This is a genomic window from Marinomonas sp. AWM4_232 (genome assembly GCF_056158325.1).
The window spans coordinates 2,412,164-2,426,709 of the sequence record NZ_JBSWTA010000001.1; the positions used below are offsets into that span (position 1 = coordinate 2,412,164).

A 14,546-nucleotide genomic window follows, 5' to 3' on the forward strand; every position below is an offset into this window, starting at 1 on the left:
AATGAAAAACTTACTAAAATATACTCTAGCAAGTGGTCTGATTGCTGCCTCAATATCTTTTGTTCAAGCTCAGACAATTGTGGTAGGTGGCAAGAACTTTACCGAACAGCAAATGTTGTCTTCTATAACTACGCAGCTTCTGCAGTCTAAGGGCTTTGAAGTTCAAGATCGCTCGGGAATGGGCTCTTCAGCGGTTCGTCAAGCGATGGAAAATGATCAAATTGATGTGTATTGGGAGTACACAGGAACTTCATTGATTACTTACAATAAGATCACCGAGCGCCTTGGAGCAAAAGAGACATACGACAAAGTTAAAGAGCTAGATGCTCAAAAAGGCATGACTTGGTTGAACCCATCTGAAGCAAATAATACTTATGCATTTGCTATGAAGCGTTCAAAAGCTGCTGAGGAAGATATTTCAACCCTTTCAGATTTGGCCGATAAGGTGAATGCTGGCAATGATTTGGTGTTTGGCTCAAATGCCGAGTTTTATGCCCGACCAGATGGCTTGAAGCCGCTAATGAAGGCTTATGATTTTGAATTTAGTCGTTCAAATATTAAGCGTATGGACTCTGGATTGGTATATCAGGCTCTTAAAGATGGTCAAGTAGATGTAGGTTTGGTGTTTGCTACTGATGGTCGTATTCCTGCATTTGATTTTGTTGTCTTGAGAGATGATAAGGAATATTTCCCCGCTTACGCTATAGCTCCCGTGATTCGTACAGAGATATTGGAACAACATCCTGTAATTGGTGAAGAGCTAAATAAAGTTTCTGGTTTGTTGACGGATGATGTGATGGCTACTCTTAACGCTCGAGTTGATGTCGAAAGAACCTCTATCGAAACCGTTGCTAGAGAGTTTTTACAGTCAAACTTGCTTATACCAATGATGTAGAGATGATAAAAGCTTACTATCAGAAATAAGTTACTTTACGGACATCATGAACATGATGTCCGTTTTTTTAATTTGAGTACGACAAATGAGAAGCAAAGATTTGCATGTTGGTGTTGCCCAATTTGAGAGTGTTATTGGCGATGTGGATCAAAATATTGAGAAGCATCTATATTGGATTGAGAAAGCTAGACTAGAGGGCATTGAGCTATTAGTGATGCCTGAGTTATCGTTGACAGGTCATTATGGACCGGAGTTTTTGTTGACGGCTGCAATGAGACGTAATGACCCGCGGTTGAAAAGGCTTGCTGAAGCAACTGGAACAATGGCAGTTTGTGTCGGCTTTATCGAAGAAGGGCCTGCTGCTCAATTTTATAATTCTGCTGCCATATTAAAAGACGGTAAGATGGTGCATATTCATCGTAAGATTAATGTACCTAATTACGGTAAGCTTGAGGAAGGAAAGCATTACGCATGTGGCCGTTTTGTGGAGACTTATAATCTAGATGAAGATTGGTGTACTGGATTACTGATTTGTGCAGACGCTTGGAATCCTGCGCTAACGAATTTGGCCTTTCTGAATGGTGCAACGCTTTTAGTATGTCCAGTCAGTTCTGGTATTGAGGCGGTAGGAGTTGATTTTGATAACCCTGGCGGTTGGGCTAGTACGATGCGCTTCTATTCTATGATGTATGGTGCTCCGTCTATTATGGCGAACCGTACAGGTTCAGAGAAAGATTTAAGCTTCTGGGGAGGATCTCGTATTGTTGATGCTTTTGGTAAAGAAATAGTAGTTGCTGGCTCTGATGAAGAGCTGATAAGCGCTACGTTATCTTATGATGTGGTTAGAAAGGCCCGCTACCAATTGCCTACAGTACGCGATAGTAATTTGTCTTTGATCGAACGTGAAACGTCACGTTTGATAGAGAAAATTGGTGTACCCGATTTCGTTCGGCACGATTAGTCGTTCATGTCCATGTTCACAAAGCGAGCCTATTCGGTTCGCTTTTTTGTTCTTTATATTTATCGTTTTATTACTTTCCCTGATGGAGCTTATGGCGTAGTTTGCGCTCTTCACCAGGACTACAACCAAACTGTGCTCGATAAGCACTTCCCATATGAGAAGTTGAGACAAAACCACATTTTAACGCAATAGCTGATATCGGGTCTGTGCTTTCACGTAATAAACGTTGAGCTTCTTTTAGCCTTAGTGTTACATAAAACTTTTGTGGTGATAGATTAAAGTGCTGTCGCCAAAGACGTTCCATTTGTCGTAGAGAGACATTGCTTAGCTGCGATAGATCGTGAACTGTAATAGGGTTTTCTAAGTTCTGTTCCATAAGTGCTATTGCAGATGTTATGCGTTTATCATTTACTCCAAAGCGTTGTTCAATCTCCAATCTTTGATGATCTTCACTGCTACGTACACGACCGATGAGAAATTGATCAACAACTTCAGCGGCAAGCCGTCCTCCGTAATCTTTAGTCAATTGATGGAGTATTAAGTCGATTGCAGCGATCCCTCCTGCGCAAGTCCAACGTTTTCGGTCGGTAACAAATATGTCTCTTTTTACAGATATAGATGGGAATTTCTCTGAAAACTCTGTAATTGATTCCCAGTGTAAAGTACATTCATAACCGTCTAGTAGCCCAGCTTGGGCTAATATGAAGCTACCATTACTAATTGCTCCGAGTACGCCACCGCAAGATGAAAAATGCTGTAAGTAGCTAAAGACTTTGCGACTTTTTAGCTCTGGTATATCTAAGCTTGCAATAACAAACAGGCGATCTAGCTTGACAGGATCATCGATTGAGTTAGTTTCTAGAGAAATTCCGCTACTTGACTCGATTGCTTTGCCTTCGGCGGACAGCAGTTTCCATTCATAAAATTCGCAACCAGATAGTCGATTTGCCGCACGTAAAGGCTCGAACGCAGAGGTCAAAGCCATCATAGAAAAGCCTGGATACAGAAGAAAGCCAATGGTGATTGGGGGGGGCATCTATCTAATCCTATTGTTCTTGTATTAGGTAGATTATTCGCGATTATAGGGAAAAAGTCTATTTATGATAGGGAGTTATAGAGCTGGGCTGATAACAGTCTCGGTGACTGAATCAGCCCAAAAAACACCTCAGTGTTTTAGTTTAACGAGCGGTAGCGCGTATCAATTTGAGCAATAAGCTCTTTAAAGATTGGGTGGTCTGCAACAAGTTGTTGGCCATGTTCCATTCCTTGAATGATCAAAGGAGCGTTACCTTTCTCGCCAGGGTAAACGTCGAACAGGCGTTTTGACTCTTCCGGCATGTGAAGAGTGTTGTCTGAGCCGTGTACAATCAATACTGGTGGGTAAGTGCCATTTTCTGGTTTGATCTCAGACTCTGGGTCAAACTGAACGTATGTTTGGTATGACTTGGCGGTAACATACTGTACGCCTGGCCAATGGTCTGCACCACCTACATCTGTGTAGTTCCCTAGTTGTTCATCAACGTAGGCTTGAGTATTTGGATCCAGTGGGTAGTAGCCTAGTTTCGTCGCTTCTGTCCCAGTGTCAAAAGATGGGATCGCGTCGTCTTCAGCTAAAGCGAACAAAGCTTTATCTGCACCCTCTATGTCTGCGCGTAGGTTTTGTAGGTTGCGTAAATTAGTGTAGCTCATTGGCACGTATAGAGGTAGTTGCTCGCCACCCACTGCAACCATTTGGTTTACCGCTGCTAAGCTTGCTACTGCACCCATAGCCCAAGAAATAACGATAGGCATGCGACCTGCGTGCTCGCGAGCAGCTTTAATCAGTGCTAATAGTTCTGTTGTTTGGTCTTCTAGGCTGACGTTTGTAAGCAGCTTTCCGTCCTTTTGGAAAGTGTTACGTACTGCTTTGTTAGAGAAGAAGCCAGACACATCGTAAGTTGTAACAGTGTAGCCAAGGGCTGCAAGTGCATTGCCTACTAATTGACCGTACATTGTTACACCACCTGTGTAACCTGAGTTAAATACTACAGGAGGTAAGGATTTATCAGGTTGTGTAGGAATGAAGCGGTACGCTTTCAGCTGTTCGCTTCCTTCAGCATAATTAACGGTAAAGTTGAATTCTTCTACAATTGCTTTGTTCATACTATCTTGCTCTTGTTGTTTTTTTGGATGGATAACGTCTGCGCACGCACCGCTAAGCAGTGTTTGAGCAGTGATACTATTTTCACGTGCAATGATGTCTGCGAGTGACGAGGTGAAATCGAGTGCGCTAATCGGATCAAATAACTCTGTGTATGGCTGGCCCTTATGATCTGCGCCTACGTGTGGAGAATCAGAGCACTCCAATAGCAAACGATCGTGTCCGAGTTGTTTGGCGATTTCCAGTGTGAAAGGGGCTGTGTCTTCTGGTGTGTTTGCTGTACGATAGCCTGGGCCTTTGAACCAAACATTGCCACGGCTTTTAGCTTCTTTTAATAATGCCTGGTAAAAATGGTCTTGTGGGCCGCGCTCTGGACGACAAGTGCCTAGGTGGTCAATAATGACCATGATGTGTGAAGGAATCTGCTTAAGGACGCGCAGGTTTGCTTCTGGCTCCTGTGCATAAATATGAATATGCTGGTCTTGGCGGAGGCGCGCATACAATGCTTGCCATGGTGCGTCAGAGTATTTGTCTGCACTTATGGATTCAGGCTTGGCATCATGTAATACAAAGCGGATGCCTTTAATCTTCGGGTGGTTTAAACGCTCACTCGTTGCATAATCTGGGCTCGCTAGAATGGTGCCGATTAGCTCTATATTACCGTAACGTTCAGGTTGCTCTGCTTGTAGGCGTTTCAATTCTTCAAAAGAACGAAATACGTTTTCAGAGTCAGGTAGGATACTTAAATGAACATTGTTAACTAAGCTTGGCTTGCGTCCTGCATCGATTAACGTGTCTAGGTAAGGTTTTACCGGAAACGGTTCTGGTAAACGATAAGGTAATTCATTTGTATTGTTTGGTAAATCGTCCGCCGTATATAGATGTACGTGAAAGTCAATCACATTACTCACCTGATCCAATCAGTTTATTTAGTAGAAATAGGCTACCTCTAGGATTTACTGTAAACGCTCTCGAATTCGACAAAACATATCAATACTTCGTCATGTGAATGCTTCGCTCGATAAAGTTTGTGCAAAGTAGCTACGTAGAGTCAGGTTTTTGAGGTATGCATTTGACTAGCCCATGTAGCTCTCAATTAGGGGGGGGGGGGAATCATAGGTCACTGCTAACGACCCGTTTAATTAGTATTTGATGTCACATACATTTCACGTCAGCGATAAGCTTGTTGTTTTGGTGCTACACCGGTGCTACAAAATTGGTATATTTACGTCTAACTGGATCAATCTTAGACTAACTTTTTTCTGTATTAAGTTATTGATTTTAAATTATAATTTTATTAATTTGGTAATATTCAATGACTTGCTGAAATGGGTATTCTTAAGACTCATAATCGGCAGGTCCCCTGTTCAAGTCAGGGTGGGGCCACCATATAAAATAAGGCGTAGCAGGTTAGTACTTGCTAGGGCTTTTTTATATTCTCTAGGATCTAGTTATTTCCTTTTGGCCTTAGCAAATGGGTTGCTACGAAGACCAGGGCCTTTCGTCACATCTGGCTTTTGTGGTTCTAATTTCCCTTTGGCTTTTGTTTTATGCGCCTCCGGGGCCGCACTTTTTGACTTCTTTTGGCTACGAGGGTGCGTATCAGGCACTCGATGCTCCGCTTCAAATCCGGGGATTTCTTTGCGCGGAACGCGCTGTTTTAAGAGTGCTTCAATGGCCCGTAGATTTTCGGCTTCATCGGCACAAACCAGTGATACCGCGCGACCTTCTTGACCCGCTCGACCGGTTCGTCCAATGCGGTGGATATAGTCCTCCGCAACGTGTGGCAGATCCACATTAATTACAACGGGTAGCCCTTCAATATCTATGCCTCGAGCCGCCACATCGGTGGCAACAAGATACGCTAATTCCCCAGACTTAAAGGCGTTAAAAGCCGCTAGGCGAGCGTATTGTGGCTTGTCGCCATGCATTGCTAGGGCCGAAAAGCCTTCCGCTTGTAAAATGTCTGTGATCTCGTCAGCACCGCGCTTTGTCTTGGTAAAAATCAATGCTTGTTGCCAATGCTGGCGGTTTAATAATTCCGCTAACAGTTCAGGTTTACGTACCTTATCCACGGTATAAATCTGGTGGCGCACTGTGGCTGCGACGCGGTTGCTTTGCTTCGCGGCGACCTCTTCAGGGTTATTCAGCCATAGCGCTGAAAGTGCTTTGACTGCATCCGAATAAGTCGCTGAGAACATCATGGTTTGGCGACTTTTAGGCAGCAGTGTCAGCAACTCATTTAAGGCTTCTTCAAAACCGAGGTCCAGCATACGGTCTGCTTCATCAAGTACTAGGAACTGTAGTGAATCGAATAGCACGGCGTCTTGTTTGACGAGATCTATTAAGCGACCAGTGGTCGCAACCAAAATGTCTGCACCACGTTGCAGTCCATTAATTTGAGGGAAAGCCTTCACGCCACCAAAAATGGTTTGGCTGCGTAAACCGAGTCCGCGGCTGTAGCTGCGAACACTTTCACCGATTTGGCTGGCAAGCTCGCGAGTCGGGGCCAATATCAAGGCCCGCACATGTTTCGAGTCAGCGCGATCACCGTCTTTGAGCTGTTCTAGCAAAGGTAGTGTGAAAGCTGCCGTTTTTCCTGTACCCGTCTGGGCTGCTGCCAAGACATCTTTTTTTGACAGAATTAGGGGGATAGCTTGGGTTTGAATCGGCGTAGGTTTTTCATAGCCAAGTTCATCAAGGGTGTGAGTAATGGCCTTAGATAGACCAAGTTTTGAAAAAGTCATTGTATTACCAAATTGATCGAAAATGTGAGCGCTTACACACGCTGTACATCAACTGATACGTTAAGTGCTTGGCTGTCGCCACCATCAAAGATAACGCCTTGTAGTGGCGTGACATCGGCGTAGTCACGGCCCCATGCGGTTACGATATGCTGCTCATTAGGCATTAAATCGTTGGTCGGATCGAATTCTACCCAGCCTAGATCAGGAATGAAAACAGCAAACCAAGCGTGGGATGCATCGGCACCGACTAATTTCTCTTGTCCTGGCGGTGGCAGTGTTTCCAAGTAGCCACTCATATAGCGCGCAGGCAGCCCAAGAGAGCGAATGCAGGCAATGGCCAAGTGGGCAAAATCCTGACAAACACCACGCTTATCTTTTAACACTTGTTCCGGTGGTGTGCTGACGCTGGTTGCAGCAGGGTCAAAGGTAAACTCTTCAAAAATTTGATGAGTAAAATCCATGCAGGCTTGTAGCACAGGGGTGTCATCGGTAAAGCAGCGGCGTGCATATTCGCCCAGTTCTTCTGAACGCTGGATATGCATGGAGTCCAATGTGTACTCCTTAACCATGCGCAGTTCAGGTGACTGAGAGGCTTGAATGAGGGCACGAAGCTCCGCGCAGCTAAGGTCGTGCAGAGTTAGTTGATTAGACAAGTCGTTCTGTTCGATCTCAAAATAACATTCGACATCGATGGTCAGCTTCTTATGAGGTTCTTGGACGGAAAAATAAAACGTTGGGTTGCCGAAGTAATCCACCCCTTCTGTGTGGTAAACAGGGGGTGGTGCAACCGCAATGCGTCGGCTTAAGCAACGTTGATTATGAGTATCGCGCGGCAGTAGGTGAGCCATGTTATAACACAAGGTAACAGGCGCTCCGTAAAGGTATTCCGTTAGGTGTCTAACTCGATATCTCATACATTATTCTTCCATTTCGCTTTGATGAGCTGTTGTGGCCCAGCGGTATGATCAAAGTATTTGTCACTGATAATCGTGGTCAGTTGTTCTAACTGCTCGACCACTTGGCCCATCAATTCGGTCAATTGAGCGCGGGTTTGAGTACTTTCTTCGATTTGCGCGAGTGATTCTAAATCTGCTAACTGGATATCGTTTAGTGACTTAATAATGAGTCGTTTCTCTCGAGAAAGCCCCAGTGATACTTGGTCGGATTGCGGCAATTCTTCTAAGTATTTACGCAGCTGGTCCACTTGATAAATCAAAGAACGAGGGTTACTTCGGTCAATCATTAATAGATCTAAACCGTAGGAAACTCGTGCCCGAGTGCGGTAGCGACGTCTGAACGAGATCAGTGCTTCGACACTCAATAAGACCGATTCAAGCACTTGCTGTTGCTGCAAGCTTGGTAGAGGTTTTGATAAGGTCGTTTTCAATAAATTAGCAGTCAACAACGCACGCTCAGTACGACGTCCAATTTCTTGGAACATCCAGTCCATACCGCGCAGCATACTCTCATGGTTCAAACCTGAAATCGCCAGTAAAGAGGTGACTAAACCGTCTAAAGACTCTTCTGGAACAGCAGGTAAGCCATTGACGTATGCACGGTCGACACTGTGAATGTGGTCGCGCAGCTCATTCAAAATGATACGAGTATCCGCAGACAGCATTTCTTTAACTTGCTCAGCACAAGACAGCATCAGCTGTAAGTTCGACTTAATTGAGCCAACCCGTTGACCGTCAGATACCAGTGCCGCTAGCGCATCATTTGGTTGCATCAAAAGTTCCGGCTGCTCTAAAAAGCCGGGCTGTGAACCACTGATCTCAGACATGGCACCTAGCAGAACTTCACGACTTTCGATTGGGAAATGATCAATACCGTTAAGCTGTTTAAAGATCGTTCGCATCAAACGCAAACTCATTTCCGCGCGTTCTGCGTAGCGACCAAACCAGAATAAGTTTTCGATTACTCGACTTGGGAGGTTGGCCACTTGTGCTTGGCTGATTGGTAAGTTGTCCAGTGGTACGTCTATATCGGTTTCAGTGGTGTCACTGAGTACCCACATGTCTTTGCTTCGCGAGCCAGACAGGTTTTTACTAACAATGGCTTCAGCGGTGGATTCTGCAACGCGAGACAATCCACCTGGCATAACACAGTAACCGCTTTCATTGGCGACGCTGAAGGTGCGTAAAATACAAGGACGAGCAAGCATTTCGCCATTGTCCCAAACCGGTGTCACGGAACCTGGAATATAGTCTTGTGCAACATACGCTACTGGATCTGCGAGGATTTTTGCGCGCACTTCTGATAACGCTTTTTCGTCAAGCTGATGACAATAGATACTCTTGTTATCAATGCTTCGAAAAGCCGGTTTGATGATTAACTGGTGAAGGTTATTTAGCACATAAGCCAAGTGCTCTTGCTCACCACACCAATAGCTGGTAACGGATGGCAGCAACAGAGGCTCGTTTAGTAGGGTCTGGCTAATTTGTGGCAGAAAAGCTAGCAGCGCTGGCGTTTCAAGAAGTCCTGTACCCAAAGGGTTGGCAATAATCACATTGCCTTGACGAGCAACTTCCAATAACCCCGGGACCCCTAAACTCGAGTCCGAGCGTAATTCTGCCTGATCACAGTAGGCGTCTTCAACACGACGCAGAATGACATCTACACGTGACAAACCGTTTAATGACTTCATCCAAACTTTGCCATTGCGTACCGTTAGGTCACCACCTTGAACCAGTGGATAGCCTAAGTGGTTAGCCAAGTAAGCTTGCTCAAAGTAAGTCGAGCTATAGGCCCCAGGGGTTAGCACAACAATACGAGGGGAGTCGGTTAGATCACCGGCGAGCTGGCTCAGGGTTTCGCGGACAGTCTGGAAAAAGCCTGCCAAGCGCATGGTTTGGCTATCGCGAAACAAAGACGGCAGCACTCTTGAGACCACCGTGCGGTTTTCTAGGGCGTATCCAGCACCACTAGGGGCTTGAGTTCGATCGCCTGTGGCAATGAACTGTCCCGACTGATCTCTGACAAGATCTACTGCGTGGAAAGTAAGCGCAGTTTCGCTCGGCCAATGCATACCGTGGCACTGTCTAAGAAAACCAGGATGAGAGAAAACGATTTCAGAAGGCAAGACGCCTTCTTTCAGCAGTCTTTGCTCGCCATAAAGGTCTTTATAAATCAGATCAAATAAATGAGCTCTTTGTTTGAGCGCAGCTTCTAGATTGAGCCATTCTGATTTATCTATGACGTTTGGAATGATATCGAGTGACCAAACATTCGGTGATAAAGGGTCACTTTTCAAATTATACGTGGCACCGTCGTCACGCAAAATACGTTGCGCACGAAGGTGCCTATCCTGCATCCCTTCTGTTCCTAATTGATGCACCGCCGACATCACTGGTTGCCAAGGCAAACGTGGTTGTCGGGTTTCAGAAAAGGCTTCATCGTAAGCACAATCCGGTGCAACATACGGAGCAGTCAGCGGCGCTTGATCCTGCGCCGCTAGTTTTGCAATGGTGGATTCGGTCATAAATAAGACGTTCTAATAAAGATTAGAGCCTAGTATACCTCTTCCTTAGGTCGAGCGTATGCGGATATTCATGACATATCTCTTCCTGTGGCGGTGACATGGGTCTAGTAACCCTGTCATGCTCTGTCACACTACGAAGCGCACTGTACTCTGGAGGCGGAACTAACGCACCTTGTGTGAAGCCATGATCCCAGAAACGGTTAACGCGACGCGCTTCGGCTTCATTGCTGTTAACCGGCAAGGTGTCATAATTACGGCCACCAGGGTGGCTAACATGATACGTACAACCACCAATAGAAACACCGTTCCATGTATCGATTAAATCGAACACTAACGGAGTGTCTGTACCCAGCGTTGGGTGCAATGCAGACGGTGGTGCCCACGCCTTGTAGCGCACCGCACCAACCGCTTCACCTTTACGTCCCGTGCTACGCAGTGGGACGCGACGGCCGTTACAAGACAGAACATAGCGTCCTTCAGTTAGACCACTTAGACGCACCTGCAAACGTTCTACCGACGAGTCCACATAACGTGCTGTACCAGACTGCGTGATTTCTTCTCCGAGTACATGCCAAGGCTCAATCGCCCAACGCAGTTCAAGCTCAATGTCATCAATTTGCTGACGGCCATAATGCGGGAAGCGGAATTCTTCAAACGGTGCTAACCATTCAAGTTTAAATGGCAAACCATGAGCTTGAAGATCATCCACGACTTCTTTGATGTCCTGCCAAACAAAGTGCGGCATCATAAACTTATCGTGTAATGAAGTGCCCCAACGAATCAAAGGTTTGTGGTAAGGCTCGTCCCAGAAGCGTGCAACCAAACAACGTAGCAGTAGCATTTGTACGAGCGACATACGTGCATGGGGCGGCATTTCAAAGCCACGGAATTCAAGCAAGCCTTGACGGCCACTGCTTGAGCCTGCTGCATAGAGTTTGTCTATACAGAACTCAGAGCGGTGCGTATTACCAGTGATGTCCACCAGCAAGTTACGCATCAGGCGATCTACCAACCATGGCTCGTCCACCAACCCCGTCGGGATATTCTGGAAAGCAATTTCCATTTCGTACAGGGCTTCATCACGGCCTTCGTCTGGACGTGGCGCTTGGCTAGTTGGGCCAATAAACATGCCTGAGAATAAGTACGACAAGCCTGGGTGGTGCTGCCAGAACGTCACCAAACTGCGAAGTAGGTCAGGGCGACGTAACAGCGGACTGTCAGCTGGTGTGATACCACCAAGGGTGACGTGGTTACCACCGCCCGTCCCAGTATGACGACCATCCAGCATGAACTTCTCAGTGCCCAAACGAGATTGATAGGCTTCTTCGTACAGTGTTTCTGTGTTGTATAAAAGCTCTTTCCAATTCTTCGCAGGGTGGATGTTCACTTCAATCACACCTGGGTCTGGGGTGATCAAGAACTTTTGCAAACGGTAATCTTTCGGTGGCTCATAGCCTTCGATCACAATCGGCATTTGCAATTGTTTTGCCACGGTTTCAATGGCATTGATTAACGCAACATAATGTTCAAGGAAGCTCACTGGCGGTAAGAACGCATGCAATCGACCATCGCGCGCTTCGATACAAAGTGCGGTACGAATAACGTTTTTAAGGATCGTGCTGCTTGTTTCTTCAGCATCTGCCAGCTTTTGCTTGGTTTGTGTCTGAGCAGAACCTGCTGTTGAAGCTGATTGACTGTAAACAGGCAGTGGTTCACGTGGTGCAAATGGGTCACGCTCAGGAGTTTGCTCTTCTTCACTGATGGCTGGTAACGAGTTTAGCGGCAAGCGGTAACCCATTGGACTATCGCCAGGGATCAGAGTGATCACATCAGAACGCATTGGCCAGAGGCTACTTTGCCATTGAGAACCATTAAACTCGATCGGTAAGACATAACCACTGACGCGCTCAAGGCCGCGGTTTAGCAGTTTCGCCAAGCGGCGGCGTTCTAAATCATCTTTGAGTGATGCTTTGCGTGGGTTCACATCATCAGGCAAAGAGCGCTCTAACCATAGGTAATAGAGTGTGTCTTCGTAAGTAGGCTGTAGATACTGAGACTCCAAACCTAAGTATTCACATAGAGCTTGGCCAAATTTACCTGCATGGCTTTCATCAAAGCCGTAGTTTTTGTCGACTCGGGCAAGGTATTTGGGGTCTTGCCATAGGGCTTCGCCATCCGTACGCCAGAAGCAGCCCAGTGCCCAGCGGGGAACTTCCTCGCCTGGATACCATTTGCCTTGGCCGTAATGCAGTAGGCCGTTGGCACCAAACTTAGCCTTCATACGCAACAAGAGATCTTTCGCAAGGCGTAGTTTATCCGCCCCTAACGCGCCAGTGTTCCATTGTTCAGAGTCCATATCATCAATGGAGACAAAGGTTGGTTCGCCGCCCATGGTTAGGCGTACATCGCCTTGTTCTAGACGTTTATCCACCGCGTGACCAAGGGCTTTGATGTTTTCCCATTCGTCATCACTGTAAGGCTTAGTAACGCGCGGGTCTTCATGGATACGTGTAACGATGTTGGTGTAGCTAAATTCGCATTCACATTCATCCGTGAAGCCTGTAATCGGTGCAGCAGAGACTGGTTCTGCGGTACAGGCCAATGGAATATGCCCCTCACCGGCGAACAAGCCACTGGTTGGGTCAAGACCAACCCAGCCCGCACCAGGTAAGTACACTTCACACCATGCGTGTAAATCAGTGAAGTCTTCCTCTGGTCCAGAAGGGCCATCTAACGCTTTGATATCAGACGTCAGTTGCACTAAGTAACCGGATGCAAAGCGTGCTGCTAAGCCTAAATGGCGCAGGATCTGAACCAACAGCCAAGAGGTATCACGACATGAACCTTTTTTAAGTGTGAGCGTTTCTTCACAGGTTTGCACACCGGGTTCTAAGCGGATTCCGTAATCAATTTCATTGGACAAGCGAGTGTTCAAACTCACCAAAAAGTCTACGATCGGTGTGCTTTTTAGATCCACTGTCTTTAGCCAAGCTTGCAGCTCTGGGCAATCTTCTGACTTCTGCAAATAAGGCGTGAGCTCTTCTAGTAATTGCTTGTCGTATTTAAATGGAAAGTGCTCTGCGTACTCTTCGATAAAGAAGTCGAACGGGTTTATGACCGTCATGTCGGCGATCACTTCCACGGCAAACTCAAGTTTCTTGGTCTTTTCAGGGAACACTAAACGAGCTTGATAGTTTCCGTAAGGGTCCTGTTGCCAGTTTACGAAATGATCTTCTGGCAAGACTTTTAATGAATATCCATGAATATGGGTACGTGAGTGAGGCGCCGGACGCAGACGTAAAATGTGCGGCGAAACATTAATAAAGCGATCAAATTCATAAGTGGTTTTATGCTGAATCGCTACGCGGATGGTCATGCCGCTTCTCCTTTCTGGAAGTTAAACCAGTTTTCCGTGATCTGGTGGTGCAGAGTAATGATATCAAGCTGAATATCGTTCAGGTAATCACTGAACTCACTGTTTAAATCGCTTGAATGTTCCACTGCTTTGGTGTTTTCCAATAATTTGTCTGCGCTCAAAATGACGAGGCCAGACCGCGGCAGTTGCGCTGCGGCCAGCTTGATCTGCTCTAGGCAGTAACGCTGCGAGCGAGGGAAGTATTTATCATTCAATAAGAAGGTCACCGCCTTGGCGCCGCGAATAGAGCTGCGCATGGTGCGACGGAAACTTAAGTAAGCACTTTGAGACTTTAACACCTTGGACCAAACGACTTGGCCCAACTCCATATCTTGTTCGGCTTGTGATTGGCTCATCAGGGAGGTCGCCGCATCAATAATACGAGTGTTCATATCAACGCGTTCTAGATAGCGCCCTAAGATCAAGAACTGCCAGCCTGCATCACGGTCCATGGTTGCCGCTAACAAGCCAATGATTTTCTGGCAGCCTTCAATAATGGTATTGAGATAAGCATGTCGGGCAGAGCGGTTGATGCCTTGTTTAATATTTTGTTTGGCAAATAAGTCCAGCTCATTCACCAACTCCCACATTTCATTGGGCAAGACATCTCGAGTTGTACGGATGTTTTCACGGGCCATTTTCAAAGATGAGAGCAGGGAGCTTGGGTTGTCATCGTCTGATAACAGAAACTTCACCACGTTGCGTTCATCGCGAACTTTATAACGATTATTAAATGCCTCAATACCACTGTTGATTTCGATAAGGTTGTACCAAGAAATTTGCACGACATTGTGCGGTAAATCGAACAATAAATCGTCGTAAACACTGACCAAGCGAGCCGTATTTTCCACGCGCTCTAGGTAGCGAGCACTCCAGTATAGGCGTTCTGCAACTCTTGAAAGCATGA

General features: G+C 46.2%; 9 protein-coding genes. 2 read left to right on the top strand and 7 right to left on the bottom strand.

The window, feature by feature from the left end:
• Window position 1: 1 nt before the first annotated feature.
• Window positions 2–895, top strand: coding sequence for a glycine betaine ABC transporter substrate-binding protein (locus ACXAC1_RS11470; RefSeq protein ID WP_475061587.1), 894 nt, complete (start codon window positions 2–4; stop codon window positions 893–895).
• An 85-nt stretch (window positions 896–980) separates the two neighbouring features.
• Window positions 981–1,856 (top strand): nitrilase-related carbon-nitrogen hydrolase, encoded by an 876-nt coding sequence (locus tag ACXAC1_RS11475; protein WP_475061588.1) that lies wholly within the window; start codon window positions 981–983, stop codon window positions 1,854–1,856.
• A gap of 70 nt (window positions 1,857–1,926) precedes the next feature.
• On the opposite strand, the gene ACXAC1_RS11480 is transcribed toward ACXAC1_RS11475, so the two are convergent.
• From ACXAC1_RS11480 to ACXAC1_RS11510, 7 genes are all read right to left on the bottom strand, one after another.
• On the bottom strand, window positions 1,927–2,892 hold the full coding sequence (locus tag ACXAC1_RS11480; protein ID WP_475061589.1) for a GlxA family transcriptional regulator: 966 nt from the start codon (window positions 2,890–2,892) through the stop codon (window positions 1,927–1,929).
• A gap of 137 nt (window positions 2,893–3,029) precedes the next feature.
• Complete coding sequence (locus ACXAC1_RS11485) at window positions 3,030–4,898, bottom strand: amidohydrolase family protein (protein ID WP_475061590.1); 1,869 nt, start codon at window positions 4,896–4,898, stop codon at window positions 3,030–3,032.
• Window positions 4,899–5,447: 549 nt separating this feature from the next.
• Window positions 5,448–6,743, bottom strand: a complete 1,296-nt coding sequence (locus tag ACXAC1_RS11490) for a DEAD/DEAH box helicase (protein ID WP_475061591.1) — start codon at window positions 6,741–6,743, stop codon at window positions 5,448–5,450.
• A 32-nt stretch (window positions 6,744–6,775) separates the two neighbouring features.
• Window positions 6,776–7,657 (bottom strand): transglutaminase family protein, encoded by an 882-nt coding sequence (locus ACXAC1_RS11495; RefSeq protein ID WP_475061592.1) that lies wholly within the window; start codon window positions 7,655–7,657, stop codon window positions 6,776–6,778.
• Window positions 7,654–10,224, bottom strand: a complete 2,571-nt coding sequence (locus ACXAC1_RS11500) for a circularly permuted type 2 ATP-grasp protein (RefSeq protein ID WP_475061593.1) — start codon at window positions 10,222–10,224, stop codon at window positions 7,654–7,656. Before ACXAC1_RS11500 ends, ACXAC1_RS11495 begins: the two co-directional genes overlap by 4 nt.
• 22 nt (window positions 10,225–10,246) lie before the next feature.
• Window positions 10,247–13,600: a transglutaminase family protein gene (locus ACXAC1_RS11505; protein WP_475061594.1), complete on the bottom strand. Its 3,354-nt coding sequence runs from the start codon at window positions 13,598–13,600 to the stop codon at window positions 10,247–10,249.
• Window positions 13,597–14,544: an alpha-E domain-containing protein gene (locus tag ACXAC1_RS11510; RefSeq protein ID WP_475061595.1), complete on the bottom strand. Its 948-nt coding sequence runs from the start codon at window positions 14,542–14,544 to the stop codon at window positions 13,597–13,599. The genes ACXAC1_RS11505 and ACXAC1_RS11510 overlap by 4 nt, the downstream gene beginning before the upstream one ends.
• Between the last annotated feature and the right edge of the window lie 2 nt (window positions 14,545–14,546).